The organism is Effusibacillus lacus, assembly GCF_002335525.1.
Classification (GTDB): domain Bacteria; phylum Bacillota; class Bacilli; order Tumebacillales; family Effusibacillaceae; genus Effusibacillus; species Effusibacillus lacus.
In genome coordinates, this window is record NZ_BDUF01000075.1 from 1 (window position 1) to 20720 (window position 20720).

Sequence of the window (20720 nt, forward strand, 5' to 3'; positions counted from 1 at the left end):
TTCTTGAAACCCCTTCGTATGAAACGAGGGGGGAACTAAAAAGTGACATTTTCATAGAACAGTTAAGGTGACATTTTCACTGAATCTTGACAGGCATATTTTACAGGCATATTTTACCACAAACACTCATAACCCCACATATAAAGAAAACTTGGCATTCGCCAAGTGCTTTACTTGGTGAATGCCTCAGTTGCACTTATACTTGTTGCCTTGAAAACTTATAATTTCCTACAAGTGAAAAAAGACAGTCCGAAGACTGTCCTTACTTGAATCAATTGCCGCTCATTACGGTCTGTCTTTCATGAAGTTTGCTGCCCACCAGACGGGCCAGGTCTACGACCCTGCAGGAATATCCCCATTCATTGTCATACCATGCAAGCACTTTGACAGTACGTTCGCCGACAACCATGGTGGAAAGTCCGTCCACGATGGAAGATGCGGAATTGCCTACGAAATCAACCGAAACCAGCGGCTCTTCGGTGAACGAAAGAATTCCCTTCAGCGAACCTGCGGCTGCCTTCTTCAACGCAGCATTAACCTTATCCACGGTCACTTCTTTCTGCAGGGTAACCACCAGGTCCACGATTGACACGTTTGGTGTCGGAACCCTGAGAGCCAGTCCATTCAGTTTTCCCTTCAGTTCCGGCAGGACAATCCCTACCGCCCTGGCTGCACCCGTCGATGTGGGAATGATGGATGTGGCGCAGGCACGGGCCCTGCGAAGATCTTTATGGGGATTGTCAAGATTCTTTTGGTCGTTCGTATAGGAATGAACAGTCGTCATAAGGCCCTGTTCAATGCCAAACTCTTGGTGCAGCACTTTGGCCACAGGAGCCAGACAGTTCGTTGTGCAAGAGGCATTTGATAGTACATGGTGATGTTGTGGATCATACATTTCCTCATTGACCCCCATCACAATCGTTGCGTCTTCATCTTTGCCGGGGGCGGTGATAATCACTTTCCTGGCTCCGTTTTGAATGTGAATCCCGGCAGTTTCCCTGGTCCGGAACTTTCCCGTGGATTCAATTACGATATCTGTTCCGTACTCGCCCCACTTGAGATTGTTGGGATCACGGTCGGACATTATATGAATCTTGCGGCCGTTTACAATGAGAGCGTTTTCTTCTTCTTCAATCTCGACATCCCAACGGCCGTGAACCGAATCATATTTGAGAAGATGGGCCAAAGAGGCAGGATCGGTAGTCGTATTAACAGCCACCAGATCAAAATCCGGGTCATCCATCGCGATCCGAAACACCATCCGACCGATTCTTCCTGTTCCGTTAATCCCCAGTTTGATCGTCATATGTCGACAAAACCTCCCAGTAAACGAAAAAGATACACCCTTATTTTACACTCATTCGAATAAATTGACCATACTATTTATGCCTTTTAGGTTAAAAAGTATAGCACAATTGTCAAATGGGTGTAAAAAAAGGGCTATTGGTTTTGCATGAACCAGAAGCCCAGCAACAGAAACAATATGCCACCGATAATAAGACCCGCTGCCAGTTTTTTGAGCATTGTGCCACCTCGTCTATAAATTTTTCCGCTGAACCAGCACTTTGAACCTTTCCCCCATTCCACCTGGCATTATCAGGTGTTTGATTGCCATATTACGTTTCATGTCCATGCATTGAAAAGGATCTTCAGCCAATTTGTCAGTTAACTGCCCAAATATCCCGGCCTCCACCAAAAATCTGGACTGTGTCCCATAAAACACGGTTGTGAATCCCACCTGCTCCCCATATTTCATAAGAGCAGTGAAATTGACATCCGCGGTCAGATCCTGTTCTCCCGGATGATCCAGCAGATGATCCGAGAGCCGGTGGTGTTGATACCCACGCAAGGTGCCGTTCCATCTTCCTTCATAAAGGATTTGCGCTTCATCCCCGTAATCGATGGTAATCACAAACCCGTCGGTCAAACAATTGGCAACTTGTCCCAACCAATCCAGGGCATCCAGGTTCACCTCAGCCCTTTGCCCTTGTTGCAAAGGAATGGCGTACTTCATCAGATAATCACGAATTCTGTGATCGGAGACAGGTACCAAAAGTTCATGGAATTGACCGTCCCTGGCTGACACATAAACTTCCTGCAGCCCATATTTCGTCTCTGTTACAAGATGGACAGGCATCGCGTCAATCAACTCGTTGGACAGGACGATTCCGGAAAAAGGTGCCCTCTCTTCCAACGAAGAGAGCCACCTAACAGGATGGCCTTGCATTTTCTCCTGTTGAACGATTCGCAGGTGAGCCGATTTTTCAATGATCCAATATTGAGTTGTCTTGTATGTCTGCGGGGCTTCCATTTGAATGTGATCCAGTATGTCCCTGGCCAGTTTCCCCCGCCCTGCACCAAACTCGACAATAACCAGGGGCTCCGGACTGCCCAGTTCCTGCCACTTGACCAGCAAATCCCGGGCTATGGTTTGTCCGAATACGGAATGCACTTCGGGAGCCGTGTAATAGTCTCCCGTCTTTCCAAACACGTTTCGGTCTGAGTGGTAATAGCCAAGCTCCGGTTGATACAGAGCCAAATCCATAAAATCGCGAAAAGGGATGCTTCCCTTTTCGCGAATCAGGTTCTTTATGATGGTTTGCAGCTTTCCCATATTTCCGCGCCTTACAGTTTCTCGATAATCTTGTCAATCAGACCGTATTCCTTTGCTTCCTCCGCGGTCATGAAGTAATCCCTGTCGGTGTCACGCTCCACTTTTTCAAGCGGTTGCCCGGAACGTTCAGCAATAATCCGGTTTAGGTTGTCCCGCATCCGGAGAATCCGTTCGGCTGCAATCTTGATGTCAGCCGCTTGGCCCCTGGCTCCGCCAAGCGGTTGGTGGATCATGACTTCAGAGTTTGGCAGCGCATACCGCTTGCCTTTCGCCCCTGCCGTCAACAGGAAAGCGCCCATGGAAGCCGCCATGCCGATACAGATGGTTGATACATCCGGCTTGATAAACTGCATCGTGTCATAGATTGCCATTCCGGAGGTTATGGAACCCCCCGGACTATTGATATAGAGATGGATATCTTTCTCCGAATCTTCGGCAGTAAGGAACAGCAACTGTGCGATGATCGAGTTGGCAACCACATCATCAATTTCACTGCCCAGAAAGACAATCCGGTCTTTCAGCAGGCGGGAATAAATGTCGTATGACCTTTCACCACGGCTGGTTTGCTCGACAACTATCGGTACCAGGTTCATGTATGCAGCCTCCTTGATTTTAGAGTTCTAAAGGGATATGTACAAAAACAGTATGCCACAACCGGAGGGTTGCTACAAGCAACAGAGCCACCTTACGGTGGCTCTGTGTCAATGCATTTTCTCCGAACGAAACCGAACGCCATACTTGCCTTTTCGAGTCCGATACAATTCCACTTCCCGCGGCGGATGGGTGCCGTGTATCCGTTTGTCGCCTTCCACCCACATTACGGCACAATAGGCCTCAAATTTGCTGTCATACAGACCTGCCCAGTATACCCATGACGACATGTGCGATTCCCCCAAACGCCAAAATCGTATCTCTATTTTGGCCCCGGGGAGAAGCACTCACACCCGTCAAAAAGTGTAATGGTTGGAAGTTAGACCCAAACGCGGTCTCCACCCTTACGCAGAATGTTTTCTTCTCCCAACACATACTTCATGATGGTGGTCGCTTCCCAGTTGCGCTGATGGAAGGAAGTCAGGAGACCTTCCAGGATTTGTACTTTGTAGCCATTGTCCAGCAGGCTGTACATGGTTGCCATAACAGACATCTCGGAGTCCATGCCGCCCAAATGAACAAGCTCGATTTGGTTGTCTTCCAGCAGCTTTTTCACTTCATCGTTGAAAGCGGTATAGGTTCTTTTCTCAACCCGCTTTGCTTTCGGATGGGAAATCAGTAATGTATCCTGACCTTCATTTTCTTCATGTTTCCACGTGGTGAGGATTACCAGGTCATATTCGTTCGCATTTTGGTCAAGATATTGCTGGCAAAGACGGACAATGTAGTCAATATTGCCAAGATTCCCAAGAAAATCTTCCTGTACGTCAATCAGGATGAGCGCTTTTTTCATCTGCAGCCGCACCTTTCCGTTCTAATAAATTTACTATCATATGGTAACACATGATTTCTGCATGTTTCAACAATACCGGATTGTATGTAGGAACCTGGAGAGGAGTGTGCTAATGAATCTGCAAAAAACTGCTGTATCGTTCCCGGATCTCCTTAACAACACCTGAGTGCTCCATTTCGCCCTCCACTACTTCAAGCGAGGAACCTTCTCCCTCATCTGTCACCCGGAAAAAAATCAGTTCGGAACGTGTTGCCGCATCCCGTTCGTAATAAACCGCGTATCCTTGGTTGTTTTTGGTGAAGTAGGCCCCAAGGGCGTATTTCTTTTCTTGTGACTCTTCTTGAACCGTAATGAAAAAGATGTTGCTGATCAATTCCATAACTCGTTCCGTATAGAGCTGACCGGCATAATCCAACTGCAAAATTTCGCCTTGCTGCCCGCAGATTCGGTAGAGTTCCTTCTTGTCGTCCCGTTGCCAACTCACCAGCATCAGATGAGCCTCTTCATAAAAAAAAGCATAATGATCTGCTTTCGGGAACAAGAAAACGGGTTTCATGGAAGCCCTCCCATGATTCAGTTAGAAAAAGAGCAGGGGTTCGCCCGCCTGCATTGTATTACTGATCCCACTGCTCATGCTGTTTTTTGATTGCTTCGTTAAACTTCTCGGTTGTGATGTTCGCGCACATCATCAGCAATAGAAAAAGACCTGCGATTGTCGCCAGAAGACCAAACATAGAAATGCGCGCCTCCTTCCACTGTAACTATTCCCATATAGAATAAAAATAATTCGATTATGAGTCAAGTGAACTTTGTTTGACAAGTGAACTTTGTTTGACAAACTGATATCTTCCCGACCAACTAGTCGAAAGTTGCATCTTCTGATATACTTTCAATCAAAGGGAGGTATTGTCATGACGCGCGGCCATCGATATTTTTTCTTTAGCGTTGTGTTTGCTCTCGTTTTGGTCGGTCTGATCTCCAAGTCCTACCTATTGCTCGGAGGAGCTCTCCTGGTTTCCCTGGCTGTCGGAATCTGGATTGAAAAGGTCGACAACAAGCGGGACGAAAAGTTCAAGCATCACAATGCGGTTCACAATTATCACCATTAATTTGCATCCGATCAAATAAACATTTGAAAGCCCGTGACTCCCACGGGCTTTTGTTCTATACTGGAAACTGGATCCCGATACAGATGGCGCCAAGGAGGAGTATCAGATGACCGATCACAATGAACTTTGGGGACAGGCTTATGAGTTGGGCAGCCTGATCGCTGAGTCCCCTGAAGTGGATGCATATAAAAAAGCGAAAGACCTGATGGAAGAACATCCGGAGATTCAACCACTGCTTCGGAAACTGCGCGAAATGCAGACAGAATATGACCGGCTGAAGGAATACAGCCAGGGTCCCCACCTCAAAGGACTTGAGGAATCCATTTCCCGGACGATTGAAGAGTTGGATGGCTTCCCCGAGGTGGTCAGTTTCAAGGAAGCGTGCGCCAAGGTTGATGATCTGCTGCAATCGGTTACAACAGTTTTGGCAAACTGCATTACCGGGAAGGTTAACGGTGTTCCCATGCCAAAGCCAACCGGCGGTGGCGGCTGAAGATAAGCAGGATACGGGAGAACGGTTCGTTCTCCCTTTTTTGCCGGATTTGAATTTGACGTTGAAAGTTTTACCATGATATGATGGAGCAGGGTTTTGAAATTAAAGGAAATGAGGAACTCAAATGACCGACCATAACCACGTGCATGGTCCCGATTGTGACCACGATCATGAACATGATGTAGTAATCCTTACGGATGATGAAGGCAACGAGCATGAATTTGTCATCGTCGATGTACTGGAACTTGAAGGGAAAAACTACGCGATTCTGGTCCCGCATGACCAGGAAGAAGGGGAAGCCGTTATTCTTCGTGTTGAATCTGACGAAAACGGCGAGGAATACCTGATCGACATCGAAGATGACCAGGAATGGGATCGTGTGGTCAAAGCTTACGAAAATCTTGCCGCAGAATAAATAAAGCTTGTACGAAGCATATTCAGGAAGTTGCTGTTAAGAAGGGGCTGTCCATTTTTTGGGCAGCCCTTCGCGTCTTTAATGCTGCTTGGCAACATCCTCAATTCCGAGAGCTCTTTCGGCCGCGCTCTTGCCTGCCGTATAACCCGTGCTGAAGGCAGCCGTGATGTTGTAGCCCCCCGTATAACCGTGAACATCAAGGATTTCCCCGCAGAAAAACAGCCCCGGCATCAACTTGGACTGCATGGTCCTTGGCTCAATCTCCTTCAGATGAACCCCGCCGCCAGTGACAAAAGCCTCCTCCAGAGACAAGGTCCCATTTGCATGAAGCGAAAATTGCTTCAGGATGCTGGCCATTTTTTGCCAATTGGCCTTGGGAATGTTGTCGAATGTGATGTCCGGTTGAAGCCCTGCCTGATCAAGCACAAGCGGGATGATTCTTTCGGGCAGATACCCCTTGAGCACGTTCTTGATCGCTTTCTTCGGTTCTTTTTTGGCGATTAGATAAGTTTCCTTGTAGATCCCATCCGGGGTTTTGTCAGGATAGAAATCGATGGACATGTTCACGTCTTTGCCCCCGGATTGCTTCAGGGCCTTCACTACGAATTGGCTGCAACGAAGGGCAGCGGGCCCCGAAATGCCGAAATGGGTAAAGATCATGTCCCCTTCATGTTCGATCATCTTTTTCCCTTTGGCATTGTAGACGGACAGATGAATGTTTCGAAGCGACAACCCTTGCAGCAATCGCTGCCTGATAAAGCCATCGCTCAGAGTGATGGGAACCTCTGTCGGATACAACTCTGTGATGGTGTGTCCGGCTTGTTGTGCCCACACATAGCCATCCCCAGTGGAGCCTGTGTGCGGAACCGATTTTCCTCCCACCGCCACCACCACATTGGGGGACTCCAGTTTCTGTCCACTGGATAGCAGGATGCCGGCTACCTGCCCCTGATCATACAAGACGTGTTTAACCGGGGAGTTTACCCGGATCTCAGTGCCAACCTCTTTCACTTTTCCTATAAGAGCTTCCACCACATCCCTTGCCTTGTTCGAAACGGGAAACATCCTGCCCCGGTCTTCCTCCTTCAGTTTGATGCCAAGGTCCTCAAAGAAGCTGATAATATCCCGGTTGTTAAAGTTTGAGAAGGAACTGTACAAGAAGCGGCCGTTTCCCGGAATGTTTTTGATCAGCTCTTCCAATTCCTTGTTGTTGGTGACGTTGCATCTTCCACCACCGGAGATGGCAAGTTTCCTGCCAAGTTTGTCCCCTTTGTCAATCAACAGCACCTTGGCTCCATGCATTCCTGCCGCAATGGAAGCCATTAACCCGGAAGGTCCTCCCCCGATCACGATTACGTCATATTTCATGTTGACAACTTCTCCTTTAGTAATCCTTTAGAACCATCCTTTGCGTTTAAACCAAACCATCATACTTGCTGCAATGGCGGCCATAATTCCTAAAATATTATACCATCTCAAAAAACAAAACACCCTGCGAATACAGGGTGTTCAACTGGCGGAGTGAGAGGGATTCGAACCCTCGATACGGGTTTACCCCGTATACTCGCTTAGCAGGCGAGCGCCTTCGACCTACTCGGCCATCACTCCAAGGATGGTATTGCGTAAATGGTGGCTCGGGAGGGAATCGAACCCCCGACCTACGGGTTATGAATCCGTCGCTCTCACCAACTGAGCTACCGAGCCATTCTTTGTACCATGGCGGAGAGAGGGGGATTCGAACCCCCGAGACGCGGTTAACGCCTACACGATTTCCAATCGTGCTCCTTCGACCAACTCGGACATCTCTCCGGGTTAGAAACACTTGCCGCCAGTTGTCGTCTGCTTTTTGGCGACAAGTGATATGGTACCATGGGCAGGCCAAATTTTCAATCTGCAAAGTACCGGATTTTGAAACAAAAACTTCAAATCCGCCTTGTTTGCCCTATTTACCGGCGGCCGGTCTGCATAAACTGCTTCACCACGTAATCATGAGCCCGCAGTTCCCAACTGTCGTCAAGCGGTTGGAGACGCGGGTTCTCCGTTCTTCTTGCAAGTGCCATGGTCAGCAGGTGATCTGCAAAGACAGGGTTCTTGGATAACAGTGGGCCGTGCAGGTAGGTGCCAAAAACATTCCCCTGGGCCACCCCTTCTTGACCGTCTTCCCCGTTGTTTCCAAACCCTGCAACCACTTGGGCCAGCGGTGTCACGCCAGGTCCCAGATAGGTTCGTCCCGAATGATTTTCATAGCCCACCAAGGTCAGATCCGATCCCAAAAAATCGAGTTTTCCCACCGCGTTTCCGACAAGCCGTTTTTTTCCTCCGATCGTGTAAAGGTCAAGCAAGCCAACACCTTCAATCCGGTTGCCGCCAATCGTCTCAAAGTAATGTCCCAACAACTGGTAGCTTCCACATATGGTTAGGATCACCGTGCCCGATTCCACAGCTTTAAACAGGGATTCCCGCTTCCTCAGCAAGTCTTCCGCAACAAGCAATTGCTCCCTGTCCTCTCCTCCCCCCGAGAAAAGCAGGTCATAGTCGGTCAGATCCGCATTGTCGCCAATGGTGATCCGGTCAACCTCCACTTCAATTCCGCGCCATTCGGCCCGCTTTTGCAAAACGGTCACGTTTCCCCGATCGCTGTAAACTTCGAGCAGGTCCGAATAGAGATACCCAATCTTAAGCTTCAACTGCAGCACGACCTTTCGCCAAGAGATGATCCCGAACCGCATAGAGAGATGTGTAGGTCGATAAGATAAACAGGGTGTGATCGGCTGGCAGTTCACCCAGAGCCCGGTCCACAGCTTCCAGGTCTCCTTCGCAAATGGTCGTGATGTCGCCCAACCCCGCATATTTAAACCGTACCGCCATGTCATGCGCCCGTGTTCCTGCCGCCACAATCCGGCGCAGGCATTTTTGCTCACGCAACCGCTCGAGGTGGGTATCCCAGATCCAGGACACATCCGTCCCGTCTGCGTACCGGTCATTCAGAATAAACACCATGTCCACAGGTTTCTCCATCTGGCTGACCACTCTCAGAACCTGGTTGCACCCGGTGGGGTTTTTCACAAGTGCCAGCATGGTATCCTGATTGCCATTGGTCACAATTCGTTCCATTCGCCCAAGACCGGTGCTGAGTCCTTGCATTTCCCGTTCCACCACTTGTTGTTTAACCCCGAGAACCTTGGCTGCTGTGATGGCTGCCAAGGCGTTGTAAACATTGTAGAAGGCGGGTGAATGCAGGAACCCTGTACTCCCGTCAAGATCAAACCGGATTCCTCCTTCATGCAGCCGTACGCGTTCAGCGGCCTGGTCGGGAATCCTTCGCTGAAAATCACAGACCGGACACTTGAAAAATCCCAGTTGGCCATAATGATACAGGCTGTAATGTAGGGTGGAACCGCACTTCCGGCAAAATTTGCCGTCCCGTACCTCACCCTGCTCGTCCATGTCGATGTCCGAGGATTGCACCCCATAATACAGGACTTTCTTGCCGTCAGGCGCAATTGATGAAACCAGCGGATCGTCCGCATTGAGGATGACTGTGGTTTCCGCAGGCGACAGTTGAAGGGCATCCCCCACCATATTTACAACCGTATCCACTTCTCCGTAACGATCCATTTGATCCCGGAAAAAATTGGTCACGATCACCGCCGACGGTTTAAGCGGTTGAATCACCTTCGCAATGGTTGCCTCGTCCACTTCCAATACGGCTGACTGCTTGCCGCCGGAACCTGAAACACCCTCTATCAAAGCCGCAGCAATTCCTTGAATCAGATTGGCCCCCAGCGAATTGGAGACCACATTCCTTCCGTCTTTCCTGAGAAAATTGGTTAAAAGGTTGCTGGTGGTCGTCTTCCCATTGGTTCCCGTTACCAGCACGACTTGTCCCGCCAATTTTTTCCCGTAATAATTCAGCAAATCGGGACAGATGCGGAGAGCCACAGCTCCCGGCAGGGTGGTGCCTTTACGCCCTAACAGGGAAAGGAGCCTTTTCGTGATCTTAGCTGCGTAAATTGCCGTCCATACTCTCCAGGTCTGCAAAAAAAAAGCCTCCTCGATTGAATTCACCTTTTTCTTTATGATAGCCTGTCCCCCCCAATCCCGCAATAGAAAGAGCCCCGTTAAAGGGGCTCTTAAGATGTCGGAAACTTGAGATCAGGGGGTAACCGGTATTGGCACAATGCTGCTGCCGCCGGATCCGGAACCAGTCGATCCGCTACCGGAATTTGTGCCGCCGCTTCCGCCGGTGGTACCGTCTCCGGGTTTAGTTGCACCGGAGGTGTTGCCCCCCGTACTTCCGCCAGATGTAGATCCAGTACCATTCGGCGTGGAGCCTCCCGTGCTGCCGCCTTGGGTTGTTCCTCCCGGTTTCGAACTGCTGCCGCCCGTTCCGTTCTTTGTCGTACCCGAATTGGACTGTCCGGAAGTTTTGTCATTGGAATTGGTGTTTTCCCCAGCCTTCGTTCCTGTACCGTTTGTTTTGGAATCCGGCGCCGCCTCATCGGGCTTGGGCGAGGGAGTTGCGGTTTGAGCCGGCCGTGTTTCGTGCACCATTGGTTCCTGATCATCTTTGGTTTTTACGACCGTTTTGCCTGTGTTTAAAATTTTGTGGACCAGCAGGCGCGTCTCATATAGATCGGGAATGATCACGGAAGCTCCGTCTCGCTGAGTGTCCAGAAGTGCAAATTTCGTTCCTGTGGAATCCATCTTCGGAGGCAACTGCACCGAGTCAAGGGAGGCCAGGTCAATATTGTATGCCAGTTTGCCAAGTTTCATCATGTCATTAAACGTCATGTTCGTCTCGATGTCATCCGAAACCGCTTTTAGGATCTCGGGCATTTTCAGAAGAGAATTGGTTGTTTTCAGTTCCTTGGCAAGTGTCGCCAGGAACTTCCGCTGCCGCTCTGTTCTGGTATAGTCGCCCAACTCGTCATTACGGAAGCGGACATACATCAGTGCCTGTTTGCCGTTGAGATGCTGCTGTCCTTTTTTCAGATTAATATCGTAAGGGCCGTCATCCGGCCAATACATGTTTTTTTCCACATACATGTTGATGCCGCCAAGCACATCCACAATATTTTCAAAGCCTTTAAAATCGGTCTTTACATAATAGTGGATCTTGATCTGCATGAATTTGGACAGTGTCTCGACAACAAGTTCCGGGCCGCCAAGCGCATGCGCTTCGTTGATTTTCCTGAATCCGTAACCCGGGACCTTGTAGTACGTATCCCGCATGATGGAGAACAAAGCCACATCCCTGGTTTGGGGATCAATGCTTAGAACCATCATTGTATCCGCGCGGGGCGGCCCCTCCCCCGGACGGGAATCGACTCCCAACAAGGCAATATTGACCCGCTCAGTCCCTGTCCAATCTTCCCCCGTTTGGCTTAAAGGGTTTGGTTTGGAAGTGCTCTTGACAAAATCATAAAACGAATAGGCATAATAGCCGACCCCGGCAAAAAACATGACTGCAAAGAAAAGCAACGTATATGCAAACCCTTTCCGCTTGTGGAAGGACTTCTTTCCATTCCGTCTCCCAACTGTTTCCATCTGTCTGATCACCTTACTGTCATCGAATAAGTTTCATTATAGCACACTTTACAACTTCAGGAGATCTTTAAGGAATAATCTCTACCATGGTTCCCACGCGCACATATCGATAAATCCAGTTTACATCGCCATTTTTCATACGTATGCAACCCGACGATCCGTTAGTGCCAATTGAAGTCGGCTGATTGGTCCCATGGATGCCATATTTGGAACCATCTGTCCCGGGGACTTCCAAACCGATCCACCTGGTTCCCAGGGGGTTATCCGGATGACCGCCGGGGATATCCTTTTTCAGGTACCAGGGGTTTTTTACCAGCATAACAACCGGAAAAGTGCCGACCGGGGTGTCCTCTTCCGTTTTGCCCGTGGCTACGGGAAAAGTCCGTACAGGTATAGAATACGTATAGTAGGTAAGTTTTTTGGCAGACTTGTCCACTACAATGCAGGAGTCCCAAGGAAATGGCACCGTCAGGAAACCTGCCATAAGCAAAGAAAAAAGAGAAGTTTTCAGCTTCAAAGGAAGACACCTCCCAAGCTTTAGCTTCTCTTATGGGTCAAGGAAAGATGCGGAAAAGTATCAGGAAAAGACTGTTGTTTTGAGAGCGCGAAGCTTATGATCACATTCGTTCCATTCGTTTTCGGGTACGGAATCGGCTACAATTCCGGCTCCGGCCTGAAGATAGGATACTCCGTCCTTGTTGACAATCGTCCGAATTACAATGGCCGTATTCATGTTGCCCAAGAAATCCATAAATCCAATGACGCCTCCGTAAGGACCGCGTGACAGGTGTTCCAGTTCGTCGATGATTTCCATTGCCCGTACCTTCGGGGCTCCGGACAATGTCCCGGCGGGAAAGGTTGAAAGGAACACGTCAAACGGCAAGACTTGCTTCTCCACTTCCCCCTCTACGGTCGAAACAATATGAAAAACGTGTGAATACTCTTCGACAACCATAAAGTCCTTAACATGAATGGATCCAGCCTTGCATACCCTCCCCAAGTCGTTCCGGCAAAGGTCCACAAGCATCAGGTGTTCCGCTTTCTCTTTCTCATCGCCAAGGAGGTTCTCAATTAACCGGCGGTTTTCATCCTCTGTTGACCCTTTGCCTTTCGTTGTGCCCGCAATCGGCCTCATTTGGGCAATCCCGTTTTCCATACGAATCTGCATTTCCGGACTGGCACCGAAGATCCTGTACTCTCCGTAATCAACATAGAACATGTATGGGGACGGATTCACTTCTTTTAACCGTTGGTAAACCAACAAGGGATCAATCTCTCCAATCACCCTGTCACGCTTGGAAAGCACCACCTGAAAAATATCGCCTTCCCGGATGTATTCCTTGGCCCTGTTCACCCGTTCAAGATATTGTTCTTTCTTGACATCTTCCTGGATAACCAAACCTGCCGGGTCAAACCCTTTAAACGCAGGAGGTTCGTCACTTGCAAGAAGCGCTTCCAGTTCCGAAAAATCGGGTGTTTCCACCCCCGGTATCTCATTAATGACAATACGGATCCGGTCGGGTTCGAAATGGAAAATTACCTGGTGGATTTGGAGCAATACATCGTCCAATCCACGGTCATCCACAGTGGTGTTGGGAATGTCTTCAAAATAACGAATCGCATCATAGGCAAAATACCCGATAAAACCAAAAGAATATGGCTTCAGATCCGGTTGCTGCAGTTCAAAACTCTTTTGAATTGCATCCAGAAGCGGCGGCAAAGGTCCTTCAAAAGCAGGCAGCAGGTATCCTTTGGCACGAAGATTGTCCGCCAGGACAGGCACAATGGATTCGTGACCCTCCAGCTGAAGGTAGTGCCCCTTCAAACGGCATGCCACCAACGGAAACAGTCCAATAACCGAGGAACAATAGCGGCTTTTCAAGTCCGTCACCGAATCCAGCAGGAATGCGCATGTTGCCCCATATTTGGCATGAAGCTTACGGAATACCTGAAACGCTTCTATCGTTCGGGGATAGTATTTTTCTTGAGTTTGCACTTTCAGCAGGCGGTTTATCGTCTTCATACAAAAATCCTCTCACGTTGGTTCAGGAAGTTGCGAATTATGGTCTTGCCGCCTTCGGTCAGGATGCTTTCCGGGTGAAACTGCACACCTGTTATGGCAAATTCCTTATGGCGAACCGCCATGACCTCTCCGTCTTCAGACTGCGCCAGGACCTCAAGGCAATCGGGCACACTTTCCGGTTCAATCACCAGGGAATGATAGCGTGTAGCGCGAAACGGGTTCGGGAGGGTTTCAAACACCCCTGAACCCGTATGTGAAATCAGTGAGGTCTTGCCGTGCATCATCTTTCTCGCTTTCACAATCTTGCCTCCAAAAACCTGCCCGATCGACTGATGCCCCAGACATACGCCCAGAATCGGAATCTTTCCTGCAAAAAACCGGATAGCCTCCATCGAAATCCCTGCATCATCCGGTGTACATGGCCCCGGCGATACAAGAAGATGGGTCAAAGGCAACCCCGCCAGTTCAGATACCGTTACCTTGTCGTTGCGAAAGATCTTCACATCGCAACCAAACTCTCTCAGATACTGGACAAGGTTGTAGGTGAATGAATCATAATTGTCAATAACTCCTATCATCTGTCTCCTCTCCTCTCGCTCCACTCAACTCTCTGGAAAAACAGCAAAGACCAGCCTCAAAAGAAGCTGGTCCTGAATAACAAGATCCCGCATTCCTCGGCTCTGCTGCACTCGCTCTTCTCTCTTCCTCTACTCTGCTCTCATTCTTGACTTCCAATGGTTTCAACCATCTTATCAACCATGGCCGTCTTTGTCAATATACTTTGACGACTCCTGTTCCCATCCATCTCCATACACAAAAAATGCCCTGCAAATCGCAGAGCGCATTATTTGGCGGAGGGAGAGGGATACGGGAACACCACCCGGCTGCGCAGTAGATTCTATCGAAGATTAGCTCCGACGAACCCCGGGGTTCTCACCCTCTCCCAGTACATAGAAGTATTGTTTTTTATATTGTTTTTTTTGGCGGAGGGAGAGGGATACGGGAAAACCACCCGGCTGCGTAGTAAATTCTATCGAAGATTAGCTCCGACGAACCCCGGGGTTCTCACCCTCTCCCTTGCACATAGAAGTATTGTTTTTTTGGCGGAGGGAGAGGGATTCGAACCCCCGTGGGCTTGCACCCTAACGGTTTTCAAGACCGCCCCGTTATGACCACTTCGGTATCCCTCCGCGCTGTTGGAGCGGGTGATGGGAATCGAACCCACGCTGCCGGCTTGGGAAGCCGGAGTTCTACCATTGAACTACACCCGCAAATATAAAAAAACCCATCAAAACTGATGAATTTCTTTGGTGATTGGTTCCTCGAATCCCTGACGAGATCCATAGTGGCGGAGCTGACGGGATTCGAACCCGCGGTCTCCCGCGTGACAGGCGGGCATGTTAGGCCACTACACCACAGCTCCATGGTTGGTTGCGGGGACAGGACTCGAACCTGCGGCCTTCGGGTTATGAGCCCGACGAGCTACCAACTGCTCCACCCCGCGACGACAGGATGTCGTCGGGCCGACCTTGTGACACGAATGTCACCGCTCTTAGCCGGCCCTCCTTCATCCTCTTTGGTGGAAGCTGACGGGATCGAACCGCCGACCCTCTGCTTGTAAGGCAGATGCTCTCCCAGCTGAGCTAAGCTTCCAAAGATGGTGACGCGTACGGGATACGGGAAAACCACCCGGCTGCGCAGCAGAGCTTCCGAAGCAACGCTCCGACGAACCCTGGTTACTCGAATCCCGTAGCGGATTCAAAGATGGTGACGCGTACGGGATTCGAACCCGTGAATGCCGCCTTGAAAGGGCGGTGAGTTAAGCCACTTCTCCAACGCGCCGAAGGTTTTATTAACGTATTTTCGGGTCCCCATCAAAGTCGGTGTAAGCCGCATCGCTTTCACGTCACTTTGATGGGCCCTTTCCTTCCTGGAGCTTCCAACCAGAATCGAACTGGTGACCTCATCCTTACCATGGATGCGCTCTGCCGACTGAGCTATGGAAGCATGGATGGCTCCTCGAGTAGGGTTCGAACCTACGACCCTCCGGTTAACAGCCGGATGCTCTACCGCTGAGCTATCGAGGAATACCTGTCTGGTGGAGATAAGCGGATTCGAACCGCTGACCCCCTGCTTGCAAGGCAGGTGCTCTACCAACTGAGCTATATCCCCGAAACACCCCCATAAAGTTGCACTTAGCGACTCGTCGCTTAGTGACAACCTATCCCCAGGGGCAAAGTGAAGCAATGCGTTGCAGCTTACACCGAGTACAATTGCGGGAACCCCGAAAAAACTGCATATGGCGTGCCCTGAGAGATACGGGAAGATCACCCGGCTGCGAAGCAAATGCTATCGATGTATCGCTCCGACGAACTCCCACGTTCGAATCCGCAGGCACCAGCAGATCCAAAGTAGTTATAAATGGCGTGCCCTGAGAGATTCGAACTCCCGACCTTTTGATTCGTAGTCAAACGCTCTATCCGGCTGAGCTAAGGGCACAAATCACTCCACGAAGTGACGTAAACATTTGCAGCAAATTCCGGGTACTTCGTGGGAACCCCGAAATTCACAAGTGGTGCGACCGAGTGGACTTGAACCACCACGGGATATCCCACACGCCCCTCAAACGTGCGCGTCTGCCGATTCCGCCACGGTCGCATTTCGGGAGGGCGTGCGGCCAATAACCACATCGCCCATCGATGGAGCGGAAGACGGGGATCGAACCCGCGGCCCTCGCCTTGGCAAGGCGATGCTCTACCGCTGAGCTACTTCCGCACGACACCCCGCGAAGCGACCCTCAGCTTCGAAGTGAAATTCAGGTACTTCGCGGGAGCCCCGAAGAGCATTCTGGTGAGCCATGATGGACTCGAACCATCGACACCCTGATTAAAAGTCAGGTGCTCTACCGACTGAGCTAATGGCTCATTAAAAGCGACTTTTTAAAAATACCACACTCATCAATCTGCTGTCAACCGCATCACCGCAGCGACAGAATTTATAATACCATGCCGACATAGGAAAACTCAACAGAAGGAATCGCACAAAACAACACAAAATTCATGATTGATTGTTACTACACCTCAATATCTCACCTATTCTGTTTGATTCATCGCAATAAAACTTGCTTTTAACCGGTTCGTATGGGTAGGATACAAGTATCTTCCCCAGAAAGGATGACCCCCGCTGAGCAATCTCTATTCTATCATTGTCAGTTGTGCATCGGACTACATAACACATTCTTTTGATGAACTTAAAAAAATCGACCCTGCATTGTCCGGAAGATCTGCCTTGGATATGGGAGTTTATCTGGTGCATACCTCTGTTTCGTTTAGTCAATTCTCTGATTTGGCAAGGGCTGCGGACCCTATTTTTACCAGGCATATTCAACCTGTCGACGATGTATTGGAAATCAATCGTACCAAGAATGATCTGCTAATCTTAATTGAATATCTTCTTTCCCGAATGGATCGCTTTCAAACGGGTGATAGGGTTTCTGTCCAGGTTCGACGGGCAAGCGGATTGAACTTCGGTTATACCCCATATGGGGTTAAGGAAGCGCTGGATCCTTTTTTTACGGAAAATGGTTTGATTCCGGTTGTTCAACAGGCAGATTCCGTCGTATCCATCTATCTTGCTTTCAACCGGGCTTATATCGGCATCTCCAAACCTTACGAAAACCTGTCAGATTGGCCGGGCGGAATGATCCGGCTGCAAAAAGCGGAGAATCAAACATCACGTTCCCGTTTTAAACTGGAAGAAGCCTGCCTGGTCTTTGACATCCGCCTTTCCGAATATTCATCAGCCCTTGACCTGGGGGCTGCTCCTGGTGGCTGGTCATCCTATTTACTGGATCAGGGACTTCACGTCACGGCAGTCGACACAGGCGAATTGGAACCTGCATTATTAAATCATCCCAATCTTATTTTTTGTAAAACGAACGTGTCTGATACTATGTTTGGACCTGACGCTTTTGAGGTTTTGACCTGTGATATGAGTTGGGACCCCATGCATACAGCCAAACTTGTTTCAAAACACTTGTACAGCCTGAAAAAAAGAGGTATTGCCGTCATTACCATCAAGCTCATGCACAAGAAAATTCGAAAAACCATTGACGATTTTGTCAGAGTGCTGGAGCCTGACTTGACATGTGTGAGTATTAAGCAACTCTTCCACAATCGGGATGAAGTAACGGCTTTTTTCCGCAAAACTTAAAAAAGACGGGGAAATGCCCCCGTCTTACAATTTACTCCTCATCATCCACATCCAAAATTGTAATTACCTCTACCATCGCGTCTTCACCTTGCAGTTTAACCTTGGTTCCCTGACGCAAGTGCATCCAGTTATCATCCAAATCTTCATACTTGATTTCGAGGTCGTCTGCCAGTTCAAACTTCCACTGCTTGTTGTTTTCGTCCTTAATGGTGATTGTGGAGGAAGTCATGTTGACAATGGTGCCTTTAACTTCAAATTCACCTTCCCACTGATTGTCGTCGTCATCTTTTTCGACTTCAACCTCAACTGCATAAGCGCCTCTTGCTTGAATTTCGACACGGTCTCCCTCTTCAATCTCGCCCGCTGTGGGTGTCGAATCCCCTTCAATCTCAATTTTGGTGCTGGCGGTTATCCATACCGTTTCCCGGTCATCGTTATCCGTATCAATTACAAGCCGGTATTGTCTGGAATCGTCCCAATCCGATACCCGGGTGATTGACTGAACCGTTCCTTTGATCTCTTCGATGTCCTGTTCGGCTTCTTCTTCAATCTCAATCAATAGGGCCCGCCCGGCAAGCGCCCAAATCTCAACCTCGTCCCCGACATCAATATTCGATGTGTCCAGCCGATTCCGATCATTGAATACAAGCGTGTGGTCGGTTATTTCGAGTGTTGTGTCACGGCCTTTTTCGTCTTCAATCGTAATGGAATCGTCATCAATGTCGGTTACCGTACCCTCAAACCAGAAGTTGTGGGCTTTTTTCTTCAGTTTGTACTCCCAGGGAAGTTTTTCCCCGGCACGATGGAGCAGTGCGGCCATTTCAGCGCGCGTGACAGGCTTGTTAGGCCGGAATGTGCGGTCTTCATAACCGGTCAGAATCCCCTCCCGGACTGCAACCGCAATGTACCCTACGGCACCCGCCGGAATCTGGTCTTTGTCTTTAAATTCCAGTTCGGTGTTCATCAATTCCAGCGCATCATCTTGATAGCCCAATGCCCGCACCAACAGGGTCGCTACCCACAAGCGGCTGGCTTCTCTTCCAGGCTGAAGTTCGTTTTCAACTGAATCGAACAGACCCTTTTCCAAAGCGACAGCAACATATCCCGTTGCCCAACCGTACTCTCTTTTGATCTTGGCGGCGTCCTTGAAGTTGAGATCCACATCCCCCTTAGCCTTCGCTTCAGCCTCAAGACCCATGAGACGAACAGCAGCCACTACGGCTTCAATCCGGTTAATCGCTTGGTTGGGACGGAACGTTCCGTCTTCATACCCACTGAAAACTCCTTCAGCTTGCATGGAAGTTATGTAGCGCAACGCCCACTCCGCTTCGTTGGAGTCTTTAAATCGGATGTCAATTTTCACATTGCCGTTCTGGGAATGAAAATTGACATGTTTGGATTGACTCTTGTTGGAATCGGCTGATGCGGTTCCTGCGACCCCAAGAATCATCGACGCTGCTGCAACCCCGGATAAGAATTTCCTCATTCGCTTCATGAAATCTCACCTCTCCACAATATAAGGTCACACCTTGATGCAACCTCACTACCAAAAAATGCGAATTGAAGAAATGATTTCTGGGGGTCGAAAAACGCAGTACAAACAAAAAACCGATTCGGTATTCCGAATCGATTCGGTGAAGAGCGGTTCAAGCAATCTCTGTCAGCCGCTGCAATTGTTGGATCACCCTGTGCAACTCCAAGTCCAGCAAGCGGTCTTTTGCTTGATCCAATAGGAATTGCATCCGGCAATCTGCGACATCGAGTTCCATAGGTATGTCTGTCACAATTGTGGCCAATTTTTTGGAGAGGAAAGCACTGTCCCGGTGCAATTCGAGCTTTTCACGCAGCTTTCCTTTAACAGTATGCAGATTTTCAAACAGATTCTCAATTGTACCGTGTTCGAGCAGCAGTTTTAAAGCGGTCTTTTCTCCGATCCCAGATACGCCCGGTATGTTATCGCTTGCATCTCCCATTAAGGCTTTCAAGTCACGGATCTGATCCGCCTGAATGCGCAATTCTTCATGAAGACGAGTGGGGGTATAATATTCAAGTTCCTTGATTCCTTTTTTGGTTATTGCCACAGTCACCAAATCTGTTATGAGTTGAAGCGAATCGCGATCCCCGGTGAGAATGGTGGCAGAATGCCCCTGACGTTCCGCTATACGAGCCATGCTTCCGATGAGGTCGTCCGCTTCAAAACGCGGATGGGAATATTGGGCTACCCCCAAGTCCTTCAGGACTTGCTGTGCGAGATCAAACTGCGGGAGAAGCTCCACCGGAAGTTCGCCCCTTGTTGCTTTATATTGAGGAAAAATCTCTCGCCGGAAGGTATCGCGGGAAACATCCCAGGCGATAAATAGATGGCTGGGCCGAATGATTTCGCAGGCACCCGTCAGCATATGTAAAAACCCATGTATCCCATTGGTGCAGACTCCGCTCTTGGTTTGCATGAGTTGTCCTGAATAGGCGGTTGCAAAATAGGCTCTTACCAAAAGGGAACTCCCGTCCACAATCAGAAAACATGAATTTGGCAAACAATCAACACTCCTTATATCGCATGTCTCATTATAGCATTCCTAGTAGGCATTTTGGGGGGGACTTTTCCAAATCTTGATACTCCGGTCGTCCACTTTCAAATCCAACCTTGAGGTATTGATCTTCTAACTCGTCACCGTGTCAAGTTCGAGTAATCGGGGGCCATCCATTATCGCCCTGTTGATCTCCAACAAAAAAACACTTGGACTTTATTTAAAGTCCAAGTGTTTCATTGCCTAGCGACGACCTACTCTCCCGGGGCTCGTGCCCAAGTACCATCGGCGCTGGAGAGCTTAACTTCCGTGTTCGGGATGGGAACGGGTGT

19 protein-coding genes, 16 tRNA genes and 1 rRNA gene are annotated in these 20720 nt (G+C 49.3%); 4 read left to right on the forward strand and 32 right to left on the reverse strand.

Annotation, left to right across the window (positions count from 1 at the left end):
* Positions 1-271 precede the first annotated feature (271 nt).
* From EFBL_RS13640 to EFBL_RS13665, 6 genes are all read right to left on the reverse strand, one after another.
* A complete protein-coding gene (locus tag EFBL_RS13640; RefSeq protein ID WP_096182664.1) occupies positions 272-1306 on the reverse strand; it encodes a glyceraldehyde-3-phosphate dehydrogenase in 1035 nt (344 codons plus the stop codon).
* Between the two features lie 231 nt (positions 1307-1537).
* Entirely contained in the window at positions 1538-2614 is a 1077-nt protein-coding gene (locus EFBL_RS13645; RefSeq protein WP_096182665.1) for a class I SAM-dependent methyltransferase, read from the reverse strand.
* Between the two features lie 11 nt (positions 2615-2625).
* On the reverse strand, positions 2626-3207 hold the full coding sequence (clpP, locus tag EFBL_RS13650; RefSeq protein ID WP_096182666.1) for an ATP-dependent Clp endopeptidase proteolytic subunit ClpP: 582 nt from the start codon (positions 3205-3207) through the stop codon (positions 2626-2628).
* Positions 3208-3315: 108 nt separating this feature from the next.
* Positions 3316-3495 carry a hypothetical protein gene (locus EFBL_RS13655; protein WP_096182667.1) on the reverse strand — a complete coding sequence of 60 codons (180 nt, stop codon included), beginning with the start codon at positions 3493-3495 and terminating at the stop codon, positions 3316-3318.
* Positions 3496-3584: 89 nt separating this feature from the next.
* Positions 3585-4058, reverse strand: coding sequence for an isochorismatase family protein (locus EFBL_RS13660; RefSeq protein WP_096182668.1), 474 nt, complete (start codon positions 4056-4058; stop codon positions 3585-3587).
* Between the two features lie 109 nt (positions 4059-4167).
* Positions 4168-4614 (reverse strand): hypothetical protein, encoded by a 447-nt coding sequence (locus EFBL_RS13665; protein WP_096182669.1) that lies wholly within the window; start codon positions 4612-4614, stop codon positions 4168-4170.
* Positions 4615-4969: 355 nt separating this feature from the next.
* Between EFBL_RS13665 and EFBL_RS13670 the strand changes: the two genes are divergently transcribed.
* The 3 genes from EFBL_RS13670 to EFBL_RS13680 all read left to right on the forward strand — a co-directional run bounded on the left by EFBL_RS13670 (position 4970) and on the right by EFBL_RS13680 (position 6075).
* Positions 4970-5167, forward strand: coding sequence for a hypothetical protein (locus EFBL_RS13670; protein ID WP_096182670.1), 198 nt, complete (start codon positions 4970-4972; stop codon positions 5165-5167).
* Between the two features lie 106 nt (positions 5168-5273).
* Positions 5274-5660, forward strand: a complete 387-nt coding sequence (locus tag EFBL_RS13675) for a YlbF/YmcA family competence regulator (RefSeq protein ID WP_096182671.1) — start codon at positions 5274-5276, stop codon at positions 5658-5660.
* 124 nt (positions 5661-5784) lie between these two features.
* The gene (locus tag EFBL_RS13680) at positions 5785-6075 is read left to right on the forward strand and encodes a DUF1292 domain-containing protein (protein ID WP_096182672.1); all 291 of its coding nucleotides are present in this window, start codon (positions 5785-5787) and stop codon (positions 6073-6075) included.
* A 78-nt stretch (positions 6076-6153) separates the two neighbouring features.
* On the opposite strand, the gene EFBL_RS13685 is transcribed toward EFBL_RS13680, so the two are convergent.
* The 23 genes from EFBL_RS13685 to EFBL_RS13795 all read right to left on the reverse strand — a co-directional run bounded on the left by EFBL_RS13685 (position 6154) and on the right by EFBL_RS13795 (position 16572).
* The gene (locus EFBL_RS13685; RefSeq protein ID WP_096182673.1) at positions 6154-7443 is read right to left on the reverse strand and encodes a BaiN/RdsA family NAD(P)/FAD-dependent oxidoreductase; all 1290 of its coding nucleotides are present in this window, start codon (positions 7441-7443) and stop codon (positions 6154-6156) included.
* Positions 7444-7589: 146 nt separating this feature from the next.
* A tRNA-Ser gene (locus tag EFBL_RS13690) sits at positions 7590-7683 on the reverse strand.
* A gap of 19 nt (positions 7684-7702) precedes the next feature.
* A tRNA-Met gene (locus tag EFBL_RS13695) sits at positions 7703-7779 on the reverse strand.
* A gap of 13 nt (positions 7780-7792) precedes the next feature.
* A tRNA-Ser gene (locus tag EFBL_RS13700) sits at positions 7793-7884 on the reverse strand.
* 137 nt (positions 7885-8021) lie between these two features.
* Complete coding sequence (locus EFBL_RS13705; protein ID WP_207907630.1) at positions 8022-8771, reverse strand: type 1 glutamine amidotransferase; 750 nt, start codon at positions 8769-8771, stop codon at positions 8022-8024.
* A complete protein-coding gene (locus EFBL_RS13710) occupies positions 8752-10116 on the reverse strand; it encodes a MurT ligase domain-containing protein (RefSeq protein ID WP_131927819.1) in 1365 nt (454 codons plus the stop codon). The genes EFBL_RS13705 and EFBL_RS13710 overlap by 20 nt, the downstream gene beginning before the upstream one ends.
* Before the next feature lie 114 nt (positions 10117-10230).
* Positions 10231-11625: an LCP family protein gene (locus tag EFBL_RS13715; RefSeq protein ID WP_096182675.1), complete on the reverse strand. Its 1395-nt coding sequence runs from the start codon at positions 11623-11625 to the stop codon at positions 10231-10233.
* Positions 11626-11692: 67 nt separating this feature from the next.
* Positions 11693-12142, reverse strand: a complete 450-nt coding sequence (locus EFBL_RS13720) for a L,D-transpeptidase (protein ID WP_341769669.1) — start codon at positions 12140-12142, stop codon at positions 11693-11695.
* Between the two features lie 60 nt (positions 12143-12202).
* Positions 12203-13648 (reverse strand): anthranilate synthase component I family protein, encoded by a 1446-nt coding sequence (locus EFBL_RS13725; protein ID WP_096182676.1) that lies wholly within the window; start codon positions 13646-13648, stop codon positions 12203-12205.
* On the reverse strand, positions 13645-14226 hold the full coding sequence (locus EFBL_RS13730; RefSeq protein ID WP_096182677.1) for an anthranilate synthase component II: 582 nt from the start codon (positions 14224-14226) through the stop codon (positions 13645-13647). Before EFBL_RS13730 ends, EFBL_RS13725 begins: the two co-directional genes overlap by 4 nt.
* 523 nt (positions 14227-14749) lie before the next feature.
* Positions 14750-14838, reverse strand: a tRNA-Ser gene (locus tag EFBL_RS13735).
* A gap of 7 nt (positions 14839-14845) precedes the next feature.
* A tRNA-Gly gene (locus tag EFBL_RS13740) sits at positions 14846-14919 on the reverse strand.
* 75 nt (positions 14920-14994) lie between these two features.
* Positions 14995-15071, reverse strand: a tRNA-Asp gene (locus tag EFBL_RS13745).
* A gap of 5 nt (positions 15072-15076) precedes the next feature.
* Positions 15077-15152 (reverse strand) — tRNA-Met (locus EFBL_RS13750).
* A gap of 73 nt (positions 15153-15225) precedes the next feature.
* Positions 15226-15301 (reverse strand) — tRNA-Val (locus EFBL_RS13755).
* Positions 15302-15413: 112 nt separating this feature from the next.
* Positions 15414-15490: transfer RNA gene (locus EFBL_RS13760), tRNA-Glu, on the reverse strand.
* 89 nt (positions 15491-15579) lie between these two features.
* A tRNA-Thr gene (locus tag EFBL_RS13765) sits at positions 15580-15655 on the reverse strand.
* Between the two features lie 5 nt (positions 15656-15660).
* Positions 15661-15735 (reverse strand) — tRNA-Asn (locus EFBL_RS13770).
* A 9-nt stretch (positions 15736-15744) separates the two neighbouring features.
* Positions 15745-15820 (reverse strand) — tRNA-Ala (locus EFBL_RS13775).
* A gap of 250 nt (positions 15821-16070) precedes the next feature.
* Positions 16071-16147: transfer RNA gene (locus EFBL_RS13780), tRNA-Arg, on the reverse strand.
* A 74-nt stretch (positions 16148-16221) separates the two neighbouring features.
* A tRNA-Leu gene (locus tag EFBL_RS13785) sits at positions 16222-16306 on the reverse strand.
* Between the two features lie 42 nt (positions 16307-16348).
* Positions 16349-16423: transfer RNA gene (locus EFBL_RS13790), tRNA-Gly, on the reverse strand.
* A 73-nt stretch (positions 16424-16496) separates the two neighbouring features.
* A tRNA-Lys gene (locus EFBL_RS13795) sits at positions 16497-16572 on the reverse strand.
* A 370-nt stretch (positions 16573-16942) separates the two neighbouring features.
* On the opposite strand from EFBL_RS13795, the gene EFBL_RS13800 reads away from it, so the two are divergent.
* Positions 16943-17860, forward strand: a complete 918-nt coding sequence (locus EFBL_RS13800; RefSeq protein WP_131927820.1) for an SAM-dependent methyltransferase — start codon at positions 16943-16945, stop codon at positions 17858-17860.
* Positions 17861-17891: 31 nt separating this feature from the next.
* Here EFBL_RS13800 and EFBL_RS13805 read toward each other — a convergent pair whose 3' ends face one another.
* The 3 genes from EFBL_RS13805 to rrf all read right to left on the reverse strand — a co-directional run.
* A complete protein-coding gene (locus EFBL_RS13805) occupies positions 17892-19355 on the reverse strand; it encodes an S-layer homology domain-containing protein (protein ID WP_096182679.1) in 1464 nt (487 codons plus the stop codon).
* A 151-nt stretch (positions 19356-19506) separates the two neighbouring features.
* Positions 19507-20394: a 5'-3' exonuclease gene (locus tag EFBL_RS13810; RefSeq protein WP_096182680.1), complete on the reverse strand. Its 888-nt coding sequence runs from the start codon at positions 20392-20394 to the stop codon at positions 19507-19509.
* 235 nt (positions 20395-20629) lie between these two features.
* A 5S ribosomal RNA gene (gene rrf, locus EFBL_RS13815) occupies positions 20630-20720 on the reverse strand; the annotation flags it as partial.